Source organism: Citreicella sp. C3M06 (assembly GCF_018860705.1).
Taxonomy (GTDB): Bacteria; Pseudomonadota; Alphaproteobacteria; order Rhodobacterales; family Rhodobacteraceae; genus Salipiger.
In genome coordinates, this window is record NZ_JAHKQA010000047.1 from 270146 (window position 1) to 296072 (window position 25927).

Annotated in this window: 13 protein-coding genes and 5 pseudogenes; 7 read left to right on the forward strand and 11 right to left on the reverse strand. The window is 64.8% G+C overall.

Features of this window, described 5'->3' with window-relative positions:
• Positions 1-274 precede the first annotated feature (274 nt).
• Complete coding sequence (locus KO516_RS11590; protein ID WP_216003944.1) at positions 275-715, forward strand: hypothetical protein; 441 nt, start codon at positions 275-277, stop codon at positions 713-715.
• Here KO516_RS11590 and KO516_RS11595 read toward each other — a convergent pair.
• The 4 genes and pseudogenes from KO516_RS11595 to KO516_RS11605 all read right to left on the reverse strand — a co-directional run bounded on the left by KO516_RS11595 (position 712) and on the right by KO516_RS11605 (position 3041).
• Positions 712-1191, reverse strand: coding sequence for a phosphoribosyl-AMP cyclohydrolase (locus KO516_RS11595; protein WP_216003945.1), 480 nt, complete (start codon positions 1189-1191; stop codon positions 712-714). The genes KO516_RS11590 and KO516_RS11595 overlap by 4 nt on opposite strands.
• Positions 1192-1217: 26 nt before the next feature.
• The gene (locus KO516_RS11600) at positions 1218-1679 is read right to left on the reverse strand and encodes a hypothetical protein (RefSeq protein ID WP_252737539.1); all 462 of its coding nucleotides are present in this window, start codon (positions 1677-1679) and stop codon (positions 1218-1220) included.
• A 13-nt stretch (positions 1680-1692) separates the two neighbouring features.
• Positions 1693-1785: pseudogene (locus tag KO516_RS24750) on the reverse strand (hypothetical protein); the annotation flags it as partial.
• Between the two features lie 107 nt (positions 1786-1892).
• Positions 1893-3041, reverse strand: a complete 1149-nt coding sequence (locus KO516_RS11605; protein ID WP_216003947.1) for a GTP-binding protein — start codon at positions 3039-3041, stop codon at positions 1893-1895.
• 270 nt (positions 3042-3311) lie between these two features.
• Between KO516_RS11605 and KO516_RS11610 the strand changes: the two are divergent.
• Positions 3312-4050: pseudogene (locus KO516_RS11610) on the forward strand (transposase); the annotation flags it as partial.
• Here the strand turns inward: KO516_RS11610 and KO516_RS11615 are convergent.
• A pseudogene (locus KO516_RS11615) lies at positions 4031-4676 on the reverse strand (transposase); the annotation flags it as partial. The pseudogenes KO516_RS11610 and KO516_RS11615 overlap by 20 nt on opposite strands.
• A gap of 750 nt (positions 4677-5426) precedes the next feature.
• Here KO516_RS11615 and KO516_RS11620 point away from each other — a divergent pair.
• Together KO516_RS11620 and KO516_RS11625 are read left to right on the forward strand one after the other, a co-directional pair.
• The gene (locus KO516_RS11620; protein ID WP_216003948.1) at positions 5427-5570 is read left to right on the forward strand and encodes a hypothetical protein; all 144 of its coding nucleotides are present in this window, start codon (positions 5427-5429) and stop codon (positions 5568-5570) included.
• Between the two features lie 15 nt (positions 5571-5585).
• Entirely contained in the window at positions 5586-5846 is a 261-nt protein-coding gene (locus KO516_RS11625) for a transposase (RefSeq protein ID WP_216003949.1), read from the forward strand.
• A 461-nt stretch (positions 5847-6307) separates the two neighbouring features.
• Here KO516_RS11625 and KO516_RS24755 read toward each other — a convergent pair whose 3' ends face one another.
• Together KO516_RS24755 and KO516_RS24205 are read right to left on the reverse strand one after the other, a co-directional pair.
• A complete protein-coding gene (locus KO516_RS24755) occupies positions 6308-6538 on the reverse strand; it encodes a transposase domain-containing protein (protein WP_371742076.1) in 231 nt (76 codons plus the stop codon).
• 3 nt (positions 6539-6541) lie between these two features.
• Positions 6542-6838, reverse strand: a complete 297-nt coding sequence (locus KO516_RS24205; RefSeq protein WP_371742075.1) for a transposase — start codon at positions 6836-6838, stop codon at positions 6542-6544.
• A 115-nt stretch (positions 6839-6953) separates the two neighbouring features.
• Between KO516_RS24205 and KO516_RS24210 the strand changes: the two are divergent.
• Positions 6954-7121: pseudogene (locus KO516_RS24210) on the forward strand (IS5/IS1182 family transposase); the annotation flags it as partial.
• 118 nt (positions 7122-7239) lie between these two features.
• Here the strand turns inward: KO516_RS24210 and KO516_RS11635 are convergent.
• From KO516_RS11635 to KO516_RS11650, 4 genes are all read right to left on the reverse strand, one after another.
• Positions 7240-14916, reverse strand: a complete 7677-nt coding sequence (locus KO516_RS11635; RefSeq protein WP_216003950.1) for an autotransporter outer membrane beta-barrel domain-containing protein — start codon at positions 14914-14916, stop codon at positions 7240-7242.
• Positions 14917-15268: 352 nt separating this feature from the next.
• Positions 15269-16513, reverse strand: coding sequence for a serine hydrolase (locus KO516_RS11640; RefSeq protein WP_252737541.1), 1245 nt, complete (start codon positions 16511-16513; stop codon positions 15269-15271).
• 240 nt (positions 16514-16753) lie between these two features.
• On the reverse strand, positions 16754-19666 hold the full coding sequence (locus tag KO516_RS11645; RefSeq protein ID WP_216003951.1) for a hypothetical protein: 2913 nt from the start codon (positions 19664-19666) through the stop codon (positions 16754-16756).
• A gap of 265 nt (positions 19667-19931) precedes the next feature.
• The gene (locus KO516_RS11650; protein ID WP_216003952.1) at positions 19932-21617 is read right to left on the reverse strand and encodes a ShlB/FhaC/HecB family hemolysin secretion/activation protein; all 1686 of its coding nucleotides are present in this window, start codon (positions 21615-21617) and stop codon (positions 19932-19934) included.
• Positions 21618-21841: 224 nt separating this feature from the next.
• Between KO516_RS11650 and KO516_RS11655 the strand changes: the two genes are divergently transcribed.
• Positions 21842-24607 carry an AAA family ATPase gene (locus KO516_RS11655; protein ID WP_216003953.1) on the forward strand — a complete coding sequence of 922 codons (2766 nt, stop codon included), beginning with the start codon at positions 21842-21844 and terminating at the stop codon, positions 24605-24607.
• A 372-nt stretch (positions 24608-24979) separates the two neighbouring features.
• A pseudogene (locus KO516_RS11660) lies at positions 24980-25914 on the forward strand (IS256 family transposase); the annotation flags it as partial.
• Between the last annotated feature and the right edge of the window lie 13 nt (positions 25915-25927).

Genomic DNA, 25927 nt, shown 5'->3' on the forward strand with positions numbered 1-25927 from the left:
GCTGGTTGTGACGATGCGGATGAGGACTTCACCCTCTTTCGCTTCGTCGAGATCGATCTCCAGCGGACGGTTCGACCTTGGCGATGTTGTGCGCCGGTTTTTATGAAGAGTCTCGCTGTTAGCGAGGTGCTGCCGGATGGGATGTTGTCACGGCACGAGGTCGAGACGTCAGACCCCTCCATTCTGGCCAATCAACGGGCTGTATTGGCCAGAATGCGGGGCAGACATGCCGACAGATCACAAACCTGCATCAAGGCCGGACAAGCGGCGGCAGGTGGCGCTGATCGTCTATCCGGGTCCCAAGACACCAGAAGCGACGGGCCCGCTCCGCGTTCTGGGCTATGCGTCGCGGCATCTGGCCGATGCCGGGCAGGCTGGCGGATATGACATCACCATCGCCGCGCCAGATGTCGGTCACTTCCCCTCTGCTACGGCGATGTCGCTGCAGGCGACGGTTGCTCATAAAGGCTTCGGCGCCCCGGATACCGTGTTGATCGCTGGCGTCGCACGGATCGAAAAGGTCCTCGTCGTGCAGCGCGCGCTGGGGGACTGGTATCGCGGCAATGGGCTGCGCCGCGCTTTGTACCGCGCCGGATTTCGCTCGGACGCGCGGATGCGCAAAGCCTTTCGCCGCCGGTTCCCCCTGTCGCCGCGCGATTGCCGTGCACGGTTCGAGTTCGAGGATCACCGGGCGGTCTGCAGTTTCGGGGTCTAGCCTTGCGGTTGGTAGGGCAGCGACGAATGGTGCAGCACGATGCGGAGCGTGCCGGTCTCGTCCTTCTTGTAACCAAAGCTCTTGTCGACCGTGGTGACAGAGCCGTCCTTGTTGGTCAGCTTGATCCAGCCCATCCACATTGCGACATCGCCCTGAATGAAGCTGGCCGAAGGGATGCTTTGCATCGCGCGCCAGCCCATGATCGCAAACCCGTTGTCGAGCGGATATTCTTCGGAGTGGCCGCAGAAATAGGCCAGTGCCCCTGCCTTGGTCGGGCGGAAGGTCTGCGCGCCGCTCGCCATGGTCGGTTTGAACAGGACCGGCCCAAGGGAGTAGCCATAGTAGCTGTCGATATTGGCGGAGGCGACCTTGCGGGCCGCCTCGATCCCGCCCTCCTCGAAGGCCTTCGAGATGGCGATCTTGCCGTCGCCCCAGATGGTGAGGGCTTTTTCGATATCGTCCTGGGTGATCTGCATGGGATGTTCCTTGTTGCTATGCTGGCTCAGTTGGCCCTGAAAACCAGTACCAATTGGGCGGTTTGCGACACTAGTCGGGGCACCGTCAGCGCTGCCCGCCGGGCGGTTGCGCCGCTGCGTTCAGGGGCATGGTCCGGGTCTTGTCGGTTCCGCAGGGGGGCGATCAGCCTCTGGAACAACCGCCAGCCTTTGGGGTGCCAGAACACCGATCCGGGCGCGACCTCTTGGAAATGGAACGGGGTCTTCTCGCGGCCCAGCCGGCAGTGGTCGCGCTGTTCGGCTTCGGCCATCATGGTCATATGCGCGTCGAGCGCAGGTTTGTCGGCAAAGGCCACGCCATAGATGCGGCGGAGCATCTGGTTGTTGCTGTCACCGCGCCAACAGGCCCCCGCCACGCGGGTCAGTTTGAAGGCACCGCTCGCATCGCCGGTGCTGCGCATATGTCGCCCCATCGGGCAGCGGCGCGGGCAGATCGCGGATCTCGCCATCGAGAACCGCCGCAACCGTGCGCTTGGCAAGGCCCGGGCCGAGGGCCGCCGCAGGATCAGCGGCAGTACTGGCAGGATCAAGCGCGTGGGTCGCGTCGGCGGGCACACGGATATGGCTCTATTGTGGGGACTTTCCATGGCGCAGCGGATCGGTACCGGTCCTTCCCCATGAGTTGCAGGGGCGCTTTGGGCAGCGCAGCAGGCTGGCATAGGTCAGAACGGCATCTCGATGGTGTCGACCGTCATGGCCGCGGGCAGATCCTCGACGGCCGCCGCGGCCTTGGGCCGCATCAACAGCAGTGCAAGGCTGGCCTTGAGATCCGCCTCATCCATGTCCCGTGCAATGACAACGACGCGGCTTGTGCTGTCTTGGCCTGACCAGCGTTTCATTGGCACCGGCGCGTCGAAGATATGCTGCACCCCGTGAAAGACAAAGGGATATTGCAAGCCTTCGACATGCAGGATGCCCTTCATACGCAGGATGTTCGGCCCCTTGAGCGCGATCAGCGTATCGAGCCAGAAGTCGAAGACCGTCGCCGGAATGGGCTCTGTCACCTCAATGGATGCCGAGGTGATCCGCTGATCATGCCGCCCATGTGCCGCTGGCACCGATGGGCTGAAGCCCGCCGGAGCTGCGGGGTTTGGCGCGATCCCCGAAAGACCGGCCAGCGGATCGGCGCTGGCCGCCTGCGGCGGCATCCCCAGCCAGGCGTCCACATCCGAAAACGTCACGCCGTCGCGCATGGCGGACAGGCCGAAAAGCGCCCCCACCGGCACGCTGCCATGCTGCGCATGGATGCGCCGAGCCGAGGCGTTGATCGCCTCGAGCCGGGTTTCGAACCGGGCCAGATCGAAGGGCTCGACCAGATCGGTTTTCGACAGGATCAGCACATCGGCCATGGCCACTTGGCGCAGAGCCTCGAATTGCTGATCGAGCGTCTTCATGCCCGTCGCCGCATCCGCCAGCGTCACGACACCGTCCAAACGGAAGGCCTGCGCGATTTGCCGGTCCGTGGCCAGAGTGTGAACGATCGGACCCGGATCAGCGATACCGCTGGTTTCGATCACCACCCTGTCGAAACTGCAGGTTCCCGCAGCGCGCCGGGCGATCAAAGCTCCAAGCGTCTTGGCGAGGTCGCCCAGAACAGCGCAGCACAGGCAGCCCGAGCGCAACAACACGGTTTCCTCGGTCGCTTCCTCGATCAGGTCATGATCCAGCCCGACATCGCCGAATTCGTTGATGATGACCGCGATCCGTCCGGCCTCGGGATCACGGATCAGCTGGTTCAGCAGCGTGGTCTTTCCGGCCCCAAGGAAGCCTGTCAGCAAAGTGACCGGAACGCGATTGTCCTGCAGTGCCATCCTGATGCGTGCCTCTTTACATTGCGTCTGCGGTTATCGAGCCGTCTATATGTGATATCATCACATTACTCAAATCACTCATGAGGTATTGCAGCAGCCCTCCCGCGGCGGAGGATCCACATCACGAATCCATGCGGTTAGACGAGCGGCCTGAGCAAGCCCAAGCCCGTCTACGACCGCACGAGGAACAGTCCGCCGACAACGCTGCGCTCCGCTAGCGCGGGTCGCCGCCGATCCACTGCCCGGTAAGGCATGCTTGGTATGAGGGGGTGGCTGGGCAAGGAGATGGCCTGCTACGCCCCGAATGAGGGCCGCGCAGGGCGCCCGTCGGTGTTCTCGAATGCGGCGATCCAATTCTGCCCGTCCACTCCCGGCAGGGCATTGCAAATCAATGTCCCGAGAGGGGATTAAAGTGCTGTTCAAGCTGCCGCTTACGCAGACCGCCCGTATGGTCGCCAGCCTCCTGCAGCTCGCCGGGTTGGACTGGCCCGTTCCGAACTATGCGACCCTGTGCGGCAGGCAGAAAACCTTGAAGGGTCAGATTCCCTGTCGCCGTGCTGGCGGGCCGCCAAACCTGCTGGTCCCCTCTCGGGACATCACTGCGTGATGCCCTGCCGGGCAGTGGACAGCACCGGCATCAAGGTCCTCGGCGATGGTGAATCGCAAGCCCGCAAGCACGGTGTTCAAGCGCGACGCCAATGGTGCAAGGTCCATCTGGCCATGGGCACTGCCACATCTGACATCCGTGCAGTCGAGTTCACCCTAGCTGGGAAGGCGACAGCCAGTCCTGCCAGACCTTCGGGAAACAGATCCCGGACGACGAAGACAATTACACCGTGACCGCCCCCTCTGAGCAGATTGCTTTGCAATCGCCTGCCGGGCAATGGATGGTGCCTGCGACACCTACCGCTGCCACAGTGCTGTCATCGCGGGCGGTGGCACGGCGATCCTCCCGATACGCAAGACTGGCCGAGAGTGGAAGTATGATTGCCCAGCCGCTCGGGCCCGCCTTCGGTGTTGCCGCCCAATGCCAGCGTGACCGCCACGGATGCGATCCGCCCACCCTCGCGCACCTTGAGGGAGGTCGCATCGATCCAGAGGCACGGCCATTCGCCCTCGATCGGCCGTGTCAGACAGGCGTCGACACACTCGTCGATCTCCTCACACAGGCGGCTAATCCGGCTCTTCGACACCCCGGTGACAACCCTCTCGCGGTTTGCAGTCAAACCGCTGCCGGAAACTGCATGATCTGCAGCAGGTCGTCCATCGATCGCGTCGACACGCCATGGACATAGGCTTGCTGGATCACGGCGCTCAGGGCCTTCTCGACAGAGCGCCGCGGCGCACCAAACGAGGGGAAATAGGAGCCGATGCGCAGCTCGACGCTGCCCGCCCAGGTCTGCCAGTCCCGATAACGATAGCCCTCTCTCGGCAGCGTCCTGCGGAAGCGCCTGCCGAGCAGTGGTTACGCTGCGCTAGGCGCTCGCCGCACTTCTTGCCATAGTCAGCACCGGTCTTCGTGCCGACCTCCAGCACCCTCAGCAGCTCGGCAGCAAAGCCGATCATCTCGCGAAGCAGGTCGGCATCGGCGCTCTTTCCTACCAGCGCACGCAGGTTCATCATGGGTTTGATCATCGGGGGTATCCATCGGTTCAGATTGGCTCGGCAACTCGACCCTACCGAGAAACCCAGTGCCCACCGCAAGCTACACCACGCCCTGGGACGACACCTATGGCTGCGTGTATCCTGCTGACACGTGATCGCAAATTGACTTTGGCCACTTCGAGTTGGCGTATATACGAAACGTAGAGCGTCGGCCGCAAGACCGCATGTCATTTCATCGGCCCGGCTCTGCCGGATCAGTTTGTATGCTGATCGCGGGTCGGCGGTTGGCGTCCGTTTGCGATGGAGGAAGACATGCAGAACGCCCATGGAACGGTCTACGTCGAAACTAATGCGTCCAAGGACAAACTGCGATCGCGATCGAGGGTGGAGAGCGAGGTTCTGAGCCCTGGCACGTTCGGGAACACACCCGCCAGCATCGACAAGCCGCTGAAGGCTAGGCGACATCTCGGCCTGCTAGGCGGCGGCTGACGGGCCAAGGGCCTCTGCCGGCAGATACGCGCGGCCGGCTGCGAGTGCTACGTGGTCGTGGCGCCCTTGATCCCGGTCAGGGCCTGAGAAGGGGTCGACTTGATGCCCTGCGTCTTGCGTGCCTTCTGCGTGCCGCAGAATTGACCCCGGCCTGTGTCCCCGACGAGACGCATGAGGCGATGCGCGATCTCGTTCGACCCCGGAGAGCGCCGCAGAGGATCAGCGCCACGAGCGGCAGATCGTCTCGGCCTTCGTTCTGCGTCATCGGCGCGTCTATCAACGCACCGAACCATGGACGATGCGTTATCGGCGCTGGCTGCAGACCCTGGCTTCGATCACCCGGCGCACCCGATCGCGCTGCAGGAGATGTTGCAGGCAGAGCGAAACGCCTCGGAGCGGCTGAGCGGGCACATCGAGGTCCTGGTGCCGGACTGAACTCTCGCGCCGACCGTGAACGCGCTTCAGGCGCTGCGGGGCGCCGCGCTGATCAGCGCCGTCACTGTCATGGCCGAGATCGGCGATGTGCGACGGTTCGAGGCATCTGTGAAGCTGATGGCCTATCTCGGGCGCGTGCCGAACGGCAAGACGACCGGCAAGACGAGCAGGCGCGGCGGCATCACTCGCGCGGGCAACGCCCGCCTGCGGCACAAGCGGATCGAGGGGGATTGGGTTTACCGCCTGCAGGCACGGCCGGGCGAGCGGACGCTCTAAATCCCCAGAGAGCCGCCGCCGGAGGTCCAGGATACTGCTTGGAAGGCGCAATCTCGCCGGACGGCCCGATATCGCAAGCTCAGCCAGCGCGGCAGGAGACCGACCGTGTCACCGCGGCAATCGCGCGAGAGATGGTGGCGTTCATGTGGGACATCGCACCCCGCAGCATGCCCCCGCGCTGAGCCTGCCCCTCGACGCGCCCAATGGCGGGCGCGAGGTCGACGGCAGGGGAATATCCGACACTCGCTTTGTGGCCAGCTTCGCGCTGATGCCAACCCTAAGGCAGCAATAGCACCGAGACGGACAATCGGTCCTGCAGCATCCAGCCCGCACATCAGAGCTTGTTCATCGGCGTCTTCAGACCACGCGCCCCCCCTTAAGCGTCCAGATCACGACGAACGCCCGAGCGTTCCAAATCGCGTGGCCCGCCCCTTAAAAAAGACATCAGAGCGCTGCGCCGGTTACGCGGGCTTGGGGTAATTCCACGGCAGTAACTCGTCGATCCTGCTGGCCGGGTGACCAGCGGCGATCGCCTTGATGGTCGCCATGAGATAGGCGAAGGGCTCAACCCCGGTGATCTTTGCGGTGGCGATCAGCGAGGCGATGCCGCCCCAGCTGCGTCCTCCCTCGTCGTGGCCGTGGAAGAGTGCGTTCTTCCTCGCCAGCGCGATCGGGCGGATAAGATTGGAGATCGTCTAAACGCGGCCATCGTGGAGGAAGATCTGCATCCCGCCCCACCGGCGGTGGATGTAGGTCAGCGTCTCACCCGTGCGCGACTTGGCCGAGACGTGCAGGCGCTGTGCCTGCATCCAGTCGCCGAACTCGGCAACGAGGGGTGCGCAGCAGCGGGCCTGACAGGCAAGCAGGCGCTGACCCGGGCACATAGCGCGGATCTCGGCCTCGATGTGACAAAGCCCTGCAATCCGGCGTAGCCCCTCGGCAGCGATCGTCACGCCGGTGTCGTGCTTCCCCCTCTCGCACATGCTTCGCATGTGTTGCCGGGCAGCGGGACGGGCGTTCACGCCGGACTGTCTTGGGATCGACCCCGACAGGCCCGGCGCTGCGAGGTATTATGATCCCGCATCACCCGGCAGGTCAGCATGTCACTACCGCCGCCGGGGTCGCGTCGAGATAAAGACGCACTGTGTGAAACGGCTCGGCCAGCGGCTGATGGCGCGCGACTTCGACTGGCAGGTCTCAGCGGTTCAGGCGCACGTTGCGATCATGAACGGCGACACTGCCCTTGGCATCCCTTTCCCAAAAGCCGTGGGATAAATCCGTCTGGGAAAGAGAGGCCCGTTCGTCAACTGATTTGCGCAACAAGACGGTTCGAGATCGTTTTCTGGCACAGAGCAATGTCTCCCACAGGATACCCCCTTACCCAGTTGATATTTCAGAAATTTTTAGAGAGCCTGAAGTCGATCCCGACCTGCCTGGTATTCTCGGAGAATTGCCCGGAAACGCCGGCATCCATGACAAAGTTATCCGTCGACAGAATCTTGAGGCCCAGACCCACGTCGAGACTGAACTCGTCGAACTCGTCACTGATCGAGAAATTGGACGTACCGGCAGGCGATGCGTCGAACTGCATATCGGCATCCGATCCGGCTGCGTCGATCATTCTTGTCACGCCAAAGGTCATCGAAGGCCGGAACAGCGTGCCAGCGGTATTGATCCATTCACGCCCGAACTCCACCGCAGGCTGCAAGCTGAAGTAGGTGCTCGTCGCCCCGTCGATCAGGTAGTTGAAACCCTCTGCGCCGGTTTCGCTGACGGACCCTGTCCGCAGGACATGAACCCCGAGGTCGATGCGCGGTTTGGCGTACCAGGTCTGTGCTTCGAAAAGATACTCGCTCCGGACCTGACCCGATATCGACCAGATGTCCTGTTCGCCCTTTGCGGTTTCGCCGTTGAACAGATTGCGCGTGATGTCGAAGGCTCCGTATCCCACGGATAGCGACGCCGCGAGGCTTGCAGGACCGAACTGGCGCTTGGCCACGGCCCCGGCCTGAAGGATATTGCCTTCGCCCGACATAAGGCTGCCCTTTGACAGCGCCCGGTGGTTGAAAGAGAGCGCGCCGCCAAGCTGCCAATCGTTATCGAGAGCGAACTGGACGCCCCCACTGATATCGTAGGAGACCTCGTCATACCCAAGGGCCTCGTTGTTGTCGTCTCGCGTGAAGTCCGAGGCCCCAAGATGGACCCAGACGCATTCGCTTTCCCGCACGAACCGGTAGCTGCCATCCCGCTGCGAACAGCTCATCATCGCATCGCCAAAGCTGAGGCTGGCGCGCAGGGAGCTGGCTTGGGTGTCGGTGTAGATCCCACTTCCGAGCGAGGCGATGGCATTGCGGTAGGTTGTGGCATCAGAAATGTTGGCCAGCGTATTGAGCGCCTCGCGCGACACCGCCCCTGCCATGTACAATTCCTGCAAGTGCAACGACAGCGACTCGTTGGATCCATGGACCGCCGCTAGCGCCGTGGCCGCGCCGAAATCAAGCTCGTAGTCCAGCGCAACGGCGTTCGGCGTATCCCAGTTCAGGCTATACCGGCCGATCACCGAAGACTCCACCGAGAGGCCCGAATCCGTCAGCTCACCGGTCGTGGTGAGGAAGGCGTCGATCGTCTGCGCGCCGCCCATCGGGTTCTCGCCGACGTCCATGTTGACCTTTACCGATCCTGCAAGATCGGCCGATCCATCGATCTCCAGCAGGTCGGCGCTGGCGGCAGTGCCGTCTTCCTGCGCGGCGATCACGGTGATGCCCAACTGACCCTCGCCCGTCTGGGTGTAGTCCCCCAGGAACTGGGTGCTGCTCGGGGCCGCAGTGCTGCCCAGCCCCACGAAACCGGCGTTGGTCATGCTGCCACCCTCGCCAAGGCTTATCTCGGACCCGAACAGGAACGTGGCGTCCTCGGCGTTCTGAATGGTAATCGCCGCCGCCTGCATGTCATCGCTGCTCTCGCTTCGGACCGATCCTGCGATGATCCCTTGGTTGTCCACCAGCAGGGCCCCGATACCATTGGTCCGGATCACGAAATCTTCCGCTCCCGTGCCGATGCCCGCATGGACGATCGTGCCCTTGTTCGTGATGAGATTGTCCTTGCCGTCGAAAATGGCGATCGTCTCGGCCCCGTCTTCGGCCGTCTCCACGGTTGCTTCGGAGGCGATGTCGATGGTCACGCGCCCATTGTTTTCCACCGAGAGGCTGGAGCTTTGGGCAAGGATGGCGCGGCCACCTTCGCCCATCGCCGCGACGTTGCCGTCGACCGTCACCGTGACGTCGCCGCTGGTATCCGTCGCATCGACGGCGTTGGAACCGACCACCCCGCCGGAAGCCGATTGCGCAAAGATGCCGTGGGCCTGCTCGCCGGTAACGGTGATCCCGCCGTCGACAGTCACGTTGACATCCCCCGAGCTGCCCTTGGCGCCATTGCTGCCGGCAAAAGTGGTCGGCCCGCCCTCAAGCGCGCCCGAGATCGAAGAGATACCCCCGGCCCCGGCTGTCGATTGGGCCACGATCCCATGCGCCGCCTCGCCGGTGGTCCAGATCCAGCCACTGGTGACATTGACAGTGCCACTGTCGCCACCCTCCCCGGCATTCTCCTGAATACCGACCCCGGCCCCGATGTTCAGATCGAGGAAGTCAAAGGTCAGGGCCTTTTCGATATCGCCCGCCGCGCCGCCGCCGCCGCCAAGCGACTGGGCAAAGATCCCCACGCCACCGGAGCCCGTGGTGGCGATGGTGCCGCCATTGACCACATCGACCTGCGCGCCATCGCCGCCGCCGCTGCCAGAATTGCCAAGGGTGAAGATATTGAGCAAACCGCCCGACCCGGCGCCGCCGTGGCCACCGCCCCCGCCGATGGACTGGGCGAAGACACCGTAAGCGGACTGGCCTTCGGTGAACAGCTGCCCCGTGTTGGTGATGGACACCGCACCGCCATCGGCCGCTTCGCCGCCCGTTCCGCCAATCGCGATATCGACGCTGGTGCTTTGAAGGAAGCTGGGAACACCGGCCCCGACACTGTCGTCATCATCATCGCCGGTCATCCAGGTATTCGTTCCCAGATCGCCCTCGCCACCGGTTCCGCCACCGCCGCCGATGGACTGCGCATAGATGGCGTGTGACAACCGGCCCGACGTGGCAATATCCGCCGAGTTCCCGACCGTCACCACGTCGGAGTCGCTTCCAGCGCCGCCCGACCCGCCGATTTCAAGGCTCAGCTCGACCTTGACCTTGGTGTCGCCATCGGCCCCGCATTCGTAGATCGCCAACAGCTTGCTCAGCTTGCACAAGTTCCCCAGGTTGACGCTTTGGCTCGAGGCGCTGCCGCCATAGCCGCCACCGCCACCGATGGACTGCGCCACGATGCCCGACGCACTTTCGCCGCTGGTCGTGATGTTGCCGCTGTTCTGGACCGTCACGGCCCGGCCGTATCCGCCAGCCCCGCCATCGCCACCGACATCGATATTCGAGGTCACCGTAACGGTGGACCCCTTGACCAAGCCGGTCAGGTCCAGATCGAAGTTCGCGGTGTTCCCGGCGATGCCGCCGCCGCCGCCGATCGACTGTGCAATGATCCCGGCAGAGCCGTCCCCGATGGTCGTGATGGTGCCAGCGTTCGTGACGGCCACGTCATCGGCATCCATGCCGGTTCCGCCATCGCCGCCGACATCGACACCGACAGCGACAGAGCTGGCCTTTTCGATCTCGCCCGAGACACTGTAGACCGAGCCGCCAACCCCGCCATTGCCGCCGATGGACTGCGCCACGATACCGGTGGAATTGTAGCTTCGCGTATAGAGGTCGCCGGAGTTGTCGACCGTAACCGTGCCAGCGACGGCCCCGTCGCCGCCGGGTCCGCCGACATCGACATTGACCTCGCCCCCCGCTTCGGTGCTGAGATTGACATTGCCGGTAATGACGTTGCCTGCCGCGCCGCCATTGCCCCCCACAGATTGCGCGGTGATCGCCGCCGATCCGTAGTTCAAAGTCTGGATATCGCCGCTGTTGGCTACCACGGTATTGCCCGCCGCGCCGCCGGATCCGCCGCCCCCGCCCACGGTGACATTCGCCGCGCCCGAGATTTCCCCGGCCGTCAGGCTGCCTTCGATCGATAATCCGCCCTGGCCGCCTGCGCCGCCCTGGCTTTGGGCCAGGATACCCCCGGAATAGGCTCCTAGGGTCAGCACATCCCCTTCCGAGGTGACCGAGACGTCGCCCGCCGTCCCAGCGTTGCCGCCGTCGCCGCCAAAAGTGACATCAATGGCCCCGACCCCGATGGCGCCGGTGATGGCCCCCTTGGCCGTGCCGCCGCCGCCGCCGATGCTTTGCGCCGAGATCGCCTCGGAATGGCTGCCCTCGGTGATGATCATGCCGGTGTTGAACAGGGTCACATCCCCCGCCACGCCGCCATCGCCGCCCGATCCGCCAACGGTGGTGTTGACAGCCCCCACCGACAGCGAGCCGTTCAGGACCGTGCCCGACTTGCCGCCAGAGCCCGCAACGCTCTGGGCGGCGATACCGGCGCTCTGGTCTCCCGCCGTATGGATGAACGCATTCGAGGAGACATCGACATCGCCTGCCGAGCCGCTGCTGCCGCCCGATCCTCCCACGGTCGTCTGGATGCTGGCCGTGGTCAGCGCCGTGATCGAATAGGTTTCAGCGCTGCTGCCGCCACCGCCGCCGATGCTCGAGGCAAGGATCCCGTCGGAATTGTCCCCGGCGGTCACGATCGATCCATCGGCATCGACGCTCACATCCCCGCCATCGCCAGCCGCGCCGCCCTGTCCGCCGACCGTCGTCGAGACCGATCCGGTGCCGCCGATGGCCGTGATGGTGCCCGCTACCTTCGAGGCGCCGCCACCGCCGCCGATCGACTGCGCCATGATCCCGTTCGAGGCATCGCCCTCGGTCGTCAGGGTTCCGCTCGATGAGACCGAAACCGCGTCGGCGTGATTGCCCGCGCCGCCAGCGCCGCCGACCGTCGTCGCCACATTGCCCATCGTAACGCCTGTCACGCTAAGCGACTGCCCCGAAGTGCCGCCGCCGCCGCCGATGGATTGGGCCGATATGGCATCGGCGATCTGACCCGAGGTCGAGATATTGCCGGATGTATCCACGTTGACGGTGCTGCCGACGCCGCCGGACCCGCCGCTGCCGCCGACCCCGACGCTGATCGTCATCGGCCCGTTTGCGACTTCGATCGACTGGCCGCCGGACCCGCCGCCGCCGCCGACGGATTGCGCGGAAATGCCGGTGGAAAGGTTGCCGGAGGTGCTTATGTGGGCCCCGGTCGTGACATCGACCGCCGCGCCGTCGCCCCCTGCATCGCCGCTGCCGCCAACGGCAATGTTGATATCCCCCACCGTCAGCGCCTGCCCCCCGTCGCCGCCGCCGCCACCGATGCTTTGCGCAAAGATGCCCCGCGCGCGTTCGCCCGTGGTCTGGATCAGGTAAGCCGCCGCGTTAGGATCAACATCGGCAAAGGTGACCTCGCCGGCATCGCCGCCCGCGCCGCCCTGACCGCCAACCGCCAGCGAGGCCACGCCATCGGGGGAGGTTGCCCAGGCTCCGTCGCCGCCGCCACCACCAATGCTTTGCGCAAAGACCCCGTCGGCATCCCGGCCTTCCGTCAGGATGCTGCCACCGGCCAGAACCGAAACCGCATCGCTGTCGCCGCCGCCGCCGCCGGTCCCGCCCACGGCGACGACCCCGCCGGTGCCGTCGGCGCTGCCACCGCCGCCGCCGATGGATTGGGCGTGCAGCCCGTCCGCCGAGTCACCGTGGGTGATGATCTGGGCCGTTGTCTCGACCTCGACGGTGCCACCGTCGCCTCCGCTGCCCGAGGCGCCGCCGATCGAGACAATGCCCCCCGCACCGCCGCCGTCACCGCCGCCGCCGCCGTGGCTGGTCGCGCTGATGCCACGGCTGCTGTCGCCGAAGGTCTCGATCTGAATGTCGCCCGTGGTCAGTTTGACCGCCGAACCGTCGCCGCCAGAGGATCCGGTGCCGCCAAGCGCCCCGGCGCCAGAGCTGCTTCCTGCAACGCCGCCACCGCCGCCGATGCTTTGAAGCATGATGGCGTTGGCATCTGTGCCTCGGGTGGTCAGCACGGCGCCGGAAAGGATAGCGGCCGTCACGATCCCGCCGTCGCCCGCGCTTTGGCTGCCTGCGCCATAGGCAAGGAATCCGCCCGATGCCCCGGCGTTGCCGCTGAAACCACCGATACTCTGGGCGAGGATCGCGCCCGCGCCGTCCCCGGCGGTGGCGATGCTGCCGCTGAAGGTCAACTGGACATTGCCGCCCGCGCTGCTGCTGCCACCGGCCCCGCCGTTCCCGTCGCCGATCACGCCCACGCCGTCGCCGCCATCGCCGCCGGCCCCGCCATAGCTGCGCGCGACGAGGCCCTGCGCCTCGTCTCCGACGGTCGTGATATCCGCGTCGATGGAGGCGGTAACCGTGGCCGCGTTGCTGCCGGCGCTTCCGCCATCGCCGCCGGTCCCCTTGCCTATGCCGGTGGATCCGCCACCGCCCGTTCCCCCCTGACCGGCAAGGGATTCCGCGAGGATGCCGTGCTGTGCGCCGCTTCCGGTCGTCGTGATGCTGGTGCGCGATGTGGTGGTGACCGTCACTGATCCCGCAGCACCGCCGGCCCCTCCCAGACCGCCCTTCACGTCACCGGCAATCGTTGAGGCATCGCCGCCCGCGCCCCCGTCGCCGCCCTGACTCTGGACAAGCACCGCGGCCGCGGCATCGCCGTCAACCTTGATCTCTCCGCCGATCAAGAGCAGTTCCACGTCCGAGCCGTCACCGCCCGCACCGCCACGGCCGCCATTGGCCAGCGCGCCGCCGGCGACCCCGTCGCCCCCAGCGCCGCCCTGACCGCCGATCGACCTGACCTCGACCCCGATGGCATCCGTGCCGCTGGCGCTGATGTCGCTGTCCTGGATTGCGACGTAAACCGTCCCGCCGCTGGCACCTGTTCCACCGCGCCCGCCTGTGGCACCGGTCTTGAGGTCATCCGTTTCATAGTGGTCCTGGGCGTTCCCGCCCGTACCGCCCGCGCCGCCCTGACTGATGGCCGACACCGCCACGGCCCCATCGCCTGTTGCCAAAGCCTGCCCGCCATTCAGGGTCAGCGAGGTATATTCCCCAGCCCCCCCGTCGCCACCCCTGCCGCCGGTGACCGTGGTCAGGCCCAGCAAGGAATGGCCACCGTCCCCGCCATTTCCGCCCTTGGAGTACGCCACGATGGCGTGGGCGTCTTCGCCCGAGGCGGTGACGCTCACGGCATCCACATTGGTCGCAGCAATCCCGGCACTGCCACCCGCGCCGCCCTGTCCGCCCGTGACCGCCTGCCCCGACTGCGCCGAGGTGCCGCCGCGGCCACCATCGCCCCCGGTCGAATAACTGCCGATGCCCAAGGCACTGCGCCCCGAGACATCGACGGGACCGGACCAGACGACAGCCTGCGCGCGTCCGCCCTCGCCGCCCTGCCCTCCGTTGCCAGCCGTGTTGTCCGCGCCCCCGCTCGACACGTCCCCGCCGTTGCCCCCGGCCCCGGCGCTGGATTGCGCCACCACGCCCTGCGCCAGATCACCGATGACCGAAATGCCTTGGCTGCGGACCGTGACCTCGGCGGTGCGCCCGGCGCCACCGGTGCCGCCTGTGCCGCCCGACGTGCTGTCCAGAAGCGCCTCTGCCCGTCCGGCAGAGCCGCCTGCGCCGCCTCTTGACAGGGCAACGACCCCAGCCGCCTGAGGCGAGTTGAGACTGATATAGCCCGAGCGCATGTCGACCGTCACAGAACCGCCGTCGCCGCCATGCCCGCCATTGTCCGTGCTTCGGAGGGCAGCGGCGCTATCCAGACCGCCCGCCCCGAGGGATCTGGCCGCCACGCCATACCGGAAATTGCCTTTCTCGCCGTTGATGCCAAAGCTCCCGGCATCGAAGCTGAGACCAAGGTCGAGGCTGTTCACACCGTCAAGTGTTCCCGCCTCGATGCCGCTGCTCCACGAAAGCAGGACGCCAGCGGGGTTTTGCGGCGTCTCGATATCCCGGTTCATGTCCCTGACGATGAGGGATTCGATTGCCCGGCCATTCGCAAAGGCGTTTTCGTATTCGACACCCCGCCCGGAATACAGCCCCCCTGTACAACTCGCCGTATCCCCGGATGTGGTGCAATCCGCGCGTGCCCGTCCGGGTTGGAAGGCTCCGGTTGAAATAACAGCCACCGAAAGCAGAAGTTGGTATCTGCGCATGTCAAACCTTTCCTTCAATCAATTTATTTCGCTCAACGAAATTGCTTCGCCGCCCCGAGGACAGGGCGTTGTCCGGCGTTCATCACTGCCGCCGATCCGCTTGCTGATGTTTGGCGGGTGCGAGGGCGGGGGGACTCCCCCGCACCCTGTCGTCGCCCTAGTCTGCCGAGGGCTGGACGAATTCGTTCCCGAGTGCTGACGAGAGCGCGATGAAGACCCGCGTCGCCGGCGTCGCGCAGACGGCGTCTTCTGAGTTGTCGGGCAGAACATCCATGTCGCCGCAATCGCCCGCGGGGATGTCGCTGTTGGCCTGAACCACCACCGTCGTGGCGCTGTTGGCATCGTGGTAGAGCGTCGTGTTGTAGCCGGGCAACGAGCCGGTATGGCCGATCCAGCCACCGGCGCAGACCAGCCCGATGCCGTAGCCGCCGTTCGCGGGGATCGAGGCCAGCCGCTCTGCCTGCGCCGCCTCGCTCAGCAAACCCTGCCCGCTGGCCAGCGCCTGCCCGTAGACCAACAGGTCGTCGAGCGTCGAGATCATCTCGCCCGCCGTCCAGCCCCAGGACGGATTCCAGAACGTCGCCTCCAATGGCGCGTCGGGCGAAACATCGTCGCCCTGCAGGGTAAAGCCACGCGCCAGCGGCTCGGGCAAGTCGGCCGACCGGCCCGGCCAGACCGTCGCGCCAAGGCCGAGCGGCTCGATGATCTCGGTCCGCAGGGTATCGCCGATGGGCTGCCCGGTGACCTGTTCAATCACCATCCCCAGCAGCACGGTGTTGGTATTGGAATAGTCAAACCGCGCGCCCGGTTCGAACAGCGGCGGCTCGGTGGCGATGTAGGACAGCAGATCCTCCGGCGTGTAGACCCGCCCGGAATCGGCGGCGAAATCGGCCCAGAAGGCATCGGTCAGCGTGTAGTTGGGCAGCCCGCTGGTCATGTTGGCCAGCATGCGCAGGGAAATGCGCTCGCCGTTCGGGATATCTTCGACATAGGCCGAGATCGGGTCATCCAGCGACAGCGCGCCGCTGTCCGCGAGCTGCATCAGCAAGGTGCCGGTGAAGGTTTTGGTAAGCGAGCCGATCCGGGTGTGCAGGCCTGTTTGCATTGCCCTCCCCGTTTCGGGATCCGCTATGCCGTAGGCTGCGGTCCACCGGCCCTCGGGGGTCTGCACGCCCGCGATGATCCCCGGCGCGGCGGCAAACGGCAGGGCCGCGCGCACGGCCGCATCCAATTGCGCAGCCACCGCATCGGGCAGCGGCGCATCCGGCCCCATCGGGGTCTTCATCAGGGCTGCGGGATCCGGAATGCAGACCCCGGTATCGGCCGCCGCCATGGAGGCACAGGTCAGCACCGCGCCCCCGAGGGCCGCCGAGAAGAAGGTCGGAAATCGAAAGACGGTCAATGGAATGTTCCTCTTGTAAGGCTTTAATACGAAAGCCGAATTGACTAGAGCGCCCGTGACGAAAAGGGATCTGCGGCTATGTAAGCGGCAGGCAGAGCCGCCCTCCAGTGGGTCAACGGTTCAATTCCGGTATAATGACGGGCCTGTAACGCAAAGGTTGGTGTGGGATATTGCGATTCCAGCAAGATAGCCGGTCTGAATACCCACGGACCGCCCGCTTTGCGTGAGCAAGACAACGGATCAAGGCAGCTTTGCCGTGGCGCTGCCGGTGGCGAGTTTCCAATCCTCGATCAGCGTGCCCTCGGTCTGAAGGTGGCTGGCAAGGTAGTAGAGCCGCCGGGTAGCGGGCCCTCCGGGCGCCGTCTCGAAGCGTTGCTTGAGGTAATAGGGCGGAATGGCCTGCGAATAGAGCGTCGCTTTCACCGTGATGTCGGCTGGATCGCTGCCCGCCGGCAGGGGGATGCGGTATTCGACCCGGTCCGATCCGGCGATGAAATCCGGGTCATCAACCGCGCCGCCCTCGGGAAGCGTGGCCTTCATGAAGGCAGAGGTGACCTCGCTGTCGCCGAACTTGGCGACGAAAGCCGGCGTGCCCGGTGTCAGCGCGCCATGGGGCAACAGGCGGTTGTCCTTGGGGTGCGAGACGCGATGCACGAAACTGGTGGTAAAGGCCCCTTCGGCGTTGCGGGTCAACTCTTCGTAGATCTGCACCTGATCCTGCGCCGTGACCACACGGTGATGCGGCTGGAACAGCGCCATTTCCGCCCCTTCGGGCTGCTGGTCGAGGAACTCCGTGCTGAGCGGCGACTGATCGCCATCCACGATCACCCCTGCCCCGTCGGTACAGCCAGAACACCAGAACGTCTTGCCCGCCCCGTCCAGCGCGCGCAATTCGAGAAAGGCGCGCCGGAACCCCACGCCCGAAGGTAGCCGGTGCCCCGTGAGGTTGGTCACGGTGACATCGGCCACGATCCCCTCGGCCCCAAGGCTAAGCGACAGCCCGATATCGGCCGTCTCTTCGCGGGCCTGCTGCGCCATGGTGTCGATCGAAACCTGCGCGCCATTTGTGGCGTAGGTCATGGGCTGGGTCTGGGCCAGGCCCATTTCGGTGCGGAACTGGCGCATCATCTCGACCATAAAGACATTGAGGCCGACAAAGCCGTGCCGCCGGTAGCCGCCGCGCATCGGCACGTTGACCTCGTCCTGCGGCAAAAGATTGGCGACTTCCGGCAGGGTGGTGTCCTGAATGGTGGCGATCTGCGTGGTGATCCCGTCCAGCGCCAAAGAGCCATCCGCGCTGCGGAAGTCGGATTTCATGTGGCAATCCTGACAGGACTGCGCGCTTGCCTCTTCGCTGTAGCTGCTGTTGACCCATTCAAGATAGGTCGCCTGTTCCACCGAATGCTGGAAATCGGTCAGCCCCTCGGGATAGGTCACGCCGTAGCTGTCCTTGAGGAAATCCGCGCCATTGCTGGCCGCCCGGTTGAACACCGCCTGATCCGCCTCGGTATAGCCGTCCAGCGGCACCGAGGTATCGGCATCGACATTGGGCAGGTTGATGGTGTGGCAGGCTCCGCAAAGCTCGCTGTCCTTGATGTAATCGTCCTGCACCGGGGTGATCCCCAAGGCATGTTCCATCGGCGTCGTGCGCACGTCGGAATAGGGACCGATCAGGCGGTCGGCGTCGGTCATGCGAAAGCGCCCGGTGGTGCCGTTCATCAGGTAGGTGTCGAGCGTGTTGTAATCCGGCTGCCCCTCGGCCCGTTCCGGCGGAGCGATATGGTGACAGACCGCGCAGGACACCCCGTCGCGGGCAAGGTTGCCGTATTGATGATAGGCAAAGCTGCCCTCGGCCTTCTGCCGGGCGTCCTCGGCCTTGGTCAGCGGTGCATGCAGCGCCATGTAATCCAGCTTGAAGGCATTGGGATCAAGACCGGCCTCCGGGCTGGCCTTGGCGTCGATCTGCAACTGGCGCTGCCCCATGGCCCCGTGGCAGGACAGGCAGGTCGTTCCCAGCGCATCGGTCAGATCGCCAGAGCCCGCCTGTTCCAACAGAGCAAATTCGCTTTCAAGCTGCGCGAAGAACACCGGATCGCGCCCCGCGAGCCCCATGGGAGACCAGCGCCATTCGCTATATTCCGAAATGTCGTAGCCGTCGCCGTAATCGGGTCCTGTCTGCAGGAACATGGCGATCCCCGAAGGCGCGCCGCCAAGGCCGCCGTGACAGCCAAGACAATTGTCCGAGGTCAGGAAATGTTGCGGACCGTCCGGGCGCGACGGCACATGGTCCAGCCACTGGCTGGGCATGGGATGTACCGCGCTTGCCTCGACCGCGATCCCGTCCACGGGCGGGAATATCTGAACGAAAGCCGGGTTCGCGGTGGAGCGCCGGACAGGATCGCCCCCGGCGCCCGCATTGGATTTGTCGTAGGCGTCATCGTTGTGAAAGTAATCCTCGATCAGCGCGGCCACGGACTGTCCTTGGCCGGGGTATTGCTGGATCGGCAGGTTCATCGCGCCGACCGGCTGGTCGGTCATGTTGCGCCAGCTTTCGTCCACGCGAAAGTTCAGCGGCTCGCCGGGATAGCCCTCGACATTGTCGAGCGCCGAGAACACCAGCTCTTCGGCGGCAGAGGCGTGACAGCGCATACACAGCCCATCCCCGGCCTGCCCCGAGGCCGGCGCATAGGGAGGCGCGAAATCGTCGATTTCGGCCGAGGCATCGACCGAGGCAAAGAACCAGCCGCCGTAGGATACCGCGCTGTCCTTGACCATGACGGTCCAGTTCAGGCCCCCGTCCTTGCGCAGGAATTCGAGCATCTGCGCCTCGACCGCATCAGGGTCGTCGGGATGCAGGTATTCCAGCATCTCCCGGTAGGTCATGTAACGCGCGGCCGGGGGCGTCGCCATTTCCTTGACCACCATCGCGCCGTCGGGCACCGCCCCCTGTCGCCCGCCTTCAAGCCAAGTGATCACCTCGGGCGAATAATAGATCCGCACGGCCGGGTGGATGCCATAAGAGGTGCCCAAGACAAAGGGCCCGGTATCGCGCCAGCGCTTGTCCCGGACCCAGCCTTTAGCCGCGAACGCACGCCCGGCGATGAAGGGATAAAGCTGGGACTGGTAATCCAGCAGCGGCAAGGAAGACGGCAACGGCAGCCCATCATCCCCAGCCGTGGCCGCGAAAGGGACAAGACCTAGACATAGGCCGAGGGCCCCGATGTGATTGCGCATGAAACCCCCTCTGGCCTGAAATTACGGCTTGAAATTGGCGATCCGAGGCGCGAGGCCTCGAACGAGTCTAACATAGCACGGGTCAGGACAGGCCGATTTCGCACGACCCTGTCATTCCCCCTCCCGCATCCGGCGGGCCTTGATCCTGTCACGGCCCCTGCGAGGGGGCCGTGAGCGACTGATTTCACAGCGGCATGACAAGCTGGAAAAGCAGTTTGCCCCCCGGCTCGTCCACCGAAGCCGAATGCGTCCAGGGCAGGGTCGCGGCCAGCTGGAAACTGACCCGCTCGTTCAGCATCCCGCCCAGACCGACCCCGTAGGAACCCAGATGTTCGGTCTGCGGGCCATCGTCCGGGGCCTCGTGCCAGACCTTGCCGTAATCGACGAACAGCGACGTCGAGAGGGTCGGCAGCTGCGCCATGTCTGTTTCGAAATCGTGGCTGAGGCGCGCCGCTGCGGCCAGGCCGTTGTCACCCGAGATGGTGCCGTTATCGAAACCGAACCCATAGGGGTCGCCGCCGACCCCGAGCTTGACCGCGCCGGGCAATTCGCGTCCCGAATACTGACCCATGGTCTGGAATGAGACGGCAGTCTTGTCGCCAAAAGGATGGCTGTATTCCAGCCCCCCGGTCACGAAGCGGAAATCGCCGGGCACCTCCCCCGCGTCAAGGTCAGAGGCCGTGCCGATGTTGAACGCGCTTTGGGCGCTGAACGTGCCCGTTTCGAAGCTGCGGTCATATTGCAGCGAGAAGCTGGCCCAGCGGGACCGGCTGCGCGACACGGCTTCGCCCATGACATCGACATCGTCATTTCGGAACGTCACATCGGCCGCGCCCCAGAGGTTCCAATCCAATGAGCGAACAAAGGGATAGGACAGGCCCGCCGTCGCCACCGCCGATGTCACATCGATCCCTAGATCGGCCAGATCGCCGCCCGGACGCTGACGCAGATAGACCAAGTTGTAGCGCGCGATGAGCCCGGAAGATCCAACCGGATAGCTTTGGCCGAACTGGATCAGCGCCATCTGCCTGTGGTCGGCCGGCGTCAATACGCCGGTCAGGTTCGTGCTTTCGAACTGCCGGTAGACATCGTTGAGTTCCAAAATGCTGGCCAGTTGCAGCGGACCCACCGCGTCTGTCCCGAAATTATCCAGAGCGATCATCCCGCTGCTGCGGTCCTGAGTGATTTCAAGGTGCAGCACCCCGCCGCCGCTCGCCCCCTCGGGGCGTATGAACGTGCCGTCGATCACCAGCCCCGCAAGGTCGCTCATCAATAGCAGTTCGCGCTCGGCATCGCTGACGCGGATGGGGTGCATCGCGAGGATCCGTTGCAGGTAGGGTGCCAGCCGGGCGTCGATCCCGGGAATTTCACTGTCGATCTCGATCCGGTCGACGTAGCCCTCGAAAACCCGCAGGCGGATCTGCCCGTCGGCATAATCCTGCACCGGCACCACGGTCTTCGAGAAAAAGCCCGCCGCGAGGTAGGCCGCATCCACCGCATCGGCGATGCGGTAAAGCTCGGCAAGCGTGATCTGGCTGCCGATCCGCCCCTGCCAGATCGCCGCAAGATTGGCGGCAGAAAGCGTGCCCCCGCCCTCGACCGTGACCGAATTCAGGCGGAAACTGATCCGCTCGGCCTTTTGCATGTCGATCTGCTCACGTTCATCCTCGACCCCGATCGCGACCGATCCGACCTGCGGCGGTGGCGCATATCGCTGTAAGATGACGGTCTGCCCGGAAAGCGCGCGGTTCATATCTGCCAGATCCTGCGCACGCCCCGGCGCGGCCATGCAGATGCCGAGCGCCCCTAGCATCATCAGACGGTGCAGGAAGGGTGAGGCAGCGCGCCGGTAGAGCGATCTTTCGCTCAATGCTCCTTCGCAGAAACCAAATGTCACATCCAATCTGCTCATGCCTTCATGCCCATCATCCAAGCTCTCCCGTTGCCAGCCTTAGCGCAATCGGTATCGGGCAACCCTCAATTCAAACAAAGTGGCCCGGGGTTCAAAATTGGTGTAACCCATGCTCAAAGCATTCTTTTTCGCGACTGGTCTCACCCGGTCGCATCTAAAAAATCTGGAATCAACGATCGGTCATGAGCTTTAAGGACATCACGTTGGATCACTCGCGGGGGCTTTTGTCGCTTGACGGCGCCGAGCTTCCACTGCGTCCCAAAACGCTGGCCGTGTTGGCCGCCCTGGTGGAACGTCAAGGCGAAGTCGTCAGCCAGGAAGAGCTGCGCCGCATGGTCTGGGGCGTCAGCCACGGTAGCCACGCCGGCCCCAAGCAATGCATCCGAGAGCTCCGCCGCCTGCTGTCGACCTCTCATGAAGGGACCGACCTCATCGAGACGGTTGGACGGCAAGGCTATCGGCTCGCCCGGCGGATACACCTGCGCAATGAAACATCCGCCCTCCCCCCCGAAGATCGCGCGCTCTGCGTCGGTCGCGCGCAGGAACTGGAGGCGCTGAATGACAAAGCCTCCGCCGCATGGGGCGGCCAACGGGCCGTTGTCCTCGTCTCAGGCGAAGCTGGCGCTGGCAAGACGCGGCTGGTTGAGACTTTCATCGCGAGCCTCCCCCAGCGCACGCCGCTCTGGACGGTACGGGGGCAGGCCCTTGCCCATCCCGGGGCTCGGGAGCCCTATGGCCTGCTGCTCGATGCCTTGTCCGAACTCGGTGCCGGGCCCGAAGGCGACACGCTGGCGCGCCTTTTGCCTAAGGTGGCGCCAACCTGGGCTGCGCTGCTTCCGGGATCGGACGCGCCATGGGACACAGCGCCCTTCAGCGTCGATCCCGACAAACCCGCCACGATGCGCCGTGAGTTTACAGCCCTTATGGAGCGTCTGACCAGAGGACGCCCCGGCGTTCTTCTGCTGGAGGATCTGCATTGGGCCGATCCCAGTACCTTGGCCTGGCTGGTCACCTGGGGTTTGCAAAGAACCCCTGCCCGGCTCTTGGTCCTTGGAACCTACCGGGACGAGGAAGTGGACCGCACAAGCGAAATGTCAGAAGCTCTGGGTCAGCTCAGCCGCCAGTCCGACGTGCTTTCGGTAGCTCTCGGCGGCCTGGATGCCGCTGCAGTGGCGGCGTATCTTGCGCAACGCTTCCCGGGCCACCAGTTTCCCCCGGCTCTCGCCGAGGCCGTTTTTCGGCGAACCGAAGGACATGCGATCCTCGTCGATGAGGCCGTGGACCACTGGCTGATGCAGGGCCATGTCGGTTATGACGGTCTGAGATGGCAACTCAAGACGACGCCGGAAGACCTCGTTTCGGGCCTCGCGCCCAGCATCCGGACCCTCATCGAAAGTGATCGGGTAAGCCGGCTATCTCCAGAAGAACGCGCCTTACTGGAAACGGCCAGCGTGGCAGGGCAGACCTTTTCGGCGCCAGACTTGGCCGACGATCAGCACGCGCTGGAAGCGGCCGAGCGGCAACTGGAAAATCTGGCGCGAAACCACCGCTTCATTTCCCATGCGGGGCTGAATGTCAGGCCCGACGGGAGTGTTGCCACGCGATACGCCTTTCGGCACGCCTTGCACCATGCAGCCCTTTACGAAGGGCTTCCGGCGGCCAATCGGCAGGGCACGCACCGCCGTATCGGGCTGCGACTGGAGGCGGGCCATGGCCCTGCCGTCAGCGAAATTGCGCCAACACTGGCAGACCACTTCGAGCGCGGCGCAGACTGGTCGCGTGCGGCGCACTACCGGACCATTTCTGGCCAGCAGGCACTGGAACGTGGCGCGGCATCAGACGCAGAAGAACAATTCCACAAGGCGTTGGCTCTGCACGCCCGCTCAGCCGAAACCGATCGCGAGGCACAAAGATCAGAGTTGCACGCCCTTCTAGGGTTGGCTGCGAGCCTGACCAGTTCTCAGGGCTTCACAGGCACCGCACTCCGCGAGATTTATGACCGTGCCGGCCTGCTGGCGACCCGGGTCAGCGACCCTGCCGGAACCATCCCGGTCTTGGCCGGTCTGTGGAATGATCTGGTGACCCGGGCCGAATTGGACCGCGCAAAGAGCGTCGCGAATGGGCTTGTGGCCCTTGCGGACAACGCGCCCGCCCAGTTGGCAATGACCGCGCATAACGCCATCGGCCAGACCCACTTCTTTGCCGGGGCATTGCATGCCTGCCCGGCGCGGATCTCTGCCACGCTCGAAATCGCGCGCAGCGGCGAGGCAGACGGCGCCAATATCCTGCTGGTCGAGGACCCCGAGGTCGTATGTCACCAATATGCGGCGTGCTTTTGCGAAATGCGCGGTCAGGAGACGGAAGCAGAGTATCACATTGCCGCCGCCACCACGCGGGCCGAGCGGCTAGGCCAACCCTTTGCGCAGGCGCAGGCACTTTGGGCCGGTGCAGTCTGCGCCCGTCTCCGTGGCGACGCACGGCTTTGCTTGATCCGATCAGAGGCACTCATTGCGCTGTGTCACCGGGAAAATGTCACCTTCTGGGAGCCATCCGGCCAGATGCTGGCGTGGTGGGCACAGGCGATGCAGGGTGAAGCATCGGGCGTGAGCCGGATCGAGGCGGGAATGAAGGCCTATGCCGCGATAGATATGCGCCTGACAATGCCCTTTAACCTTGGCCTTCTCGCCGAAGTTGCCGCCCGACAGGGCGAGGCCGAGAAAGGCCTTCACGCAATACGCCGCGCCTATGCCTGCGAACGCATGACCGGCGAGCGCTGGTACAGCGCAGAACTGCACCGCTTTCACGCACGTCTGGCTGAAGGATGCGGGCGTCACGACATCGCCCGCCGCGCTCTTGGCCGCGCCATTGCGGACGCAAAGCTGCAAGGCTCTTTTGCATTTCGGGACCGCGCTGCAAAATACCTAGCGTCGTTGTCCGCTCATAGTTGAACGCCAGCAGCACTCCAGACTGCTGCCGATACTGCCGCAAGCGCGGCAAGAGTAGGAACGCGGGCGCCTCGAAGTGACTCTGTTTGTGAACATTCGTGCAATTTTTGGCCCGTAGAGGCGTGATGGGCGTCCAAAAAAGCCCGCTCTACACTGATGTGGATGATGCCCCCGAGGTCATCGGGGAGCACAGTGTGGGATGTTGGTTGTGAACTGCCCCCCTGCGGGTCCCTCATTCATGACGAGCGTCTGCAGGTTGGTGCTATGCTCCCCAACGTTGCATAACCGGAAGCTGGATTTTTCCGGCTTTCTCACAATGACGGGCTGGTGGCGCCATCGGGATCGTGCATGGAGATCGGAACGTTGTATCCGATCGCGCTGATCGCGGCGGTCTATCTGGCGGGCCCCAACACCCGGCGCGTCAAGCGGGCGCTGTTCGGCCTGTTCGAGGGCGCTGTCAGCAAGGACGTGGTGAGCCGGGCCTGGCGGAAGGTGAAGGTGGACTGGGACGCGTGGTGCGCGCGCAGCCTGGCCGATGAGGACATCGTCCGGCTCATTCTGGACGGCACCGTGGTCAAGACCAGGCTGGACCGGAAGGCCACGAACATCTCGGTGCTGGCCGCGATCGGGGTGCGCCGCCCCTCTCGTGACATCGCGTTCCGCGATGCACTGCCGGGCAGTGGACGGGCAGAAGGTGCTGCTTTCGATCAGGAACAGGGGGGGCGAGAGCCCTGCAGCCTGGAGCCAGTTCCTGTCCGACCTCGATGCGCGCGGCCTGCGACGACCCGAATTCGTCATCGTTGACGGCGCTCCGGGCCTCGAAGCCGCCCTGGTTGCGCTCGGGGGCGAGGACCTGCCGATCCAGCGCTGCACGGTTCACACGCACCGCAACCTGCTCGGCCATGCCCCCAGGCGCCTGCATGACGAACTCACCGAGGACTACCGCGACATGATATATGCCGACACCGCTGACGGGGTGGAGCTCCGGCGGAAGATGTTCCTGCGCAAGTGGCGCCTCAAGTGCCGCGCGCTCGCCGACAGCCTGGAAGACGCGGGCGACCGGTTCTTCAGCTTCACCCGGCTCGATCCGTCGCAATGGAAATCGGCCCGCACCACCAACGCGATAGAGCGACTGAACGAGGAATTCCGCCGCCGGATCAAGACACAGACCGTGCTGCCCCTGCGCCGAGACGGCGCCGATGCTGCTCTGGGCGCTGTTGGCCTCTGGTCAGATCCATATGCACAGGGTTGACGTATGGGAAACATTCTCTCAGCCCCTCGAGCCGATATCCCTTGACCTCGCTGCCTAGGGTCAGGATGCAT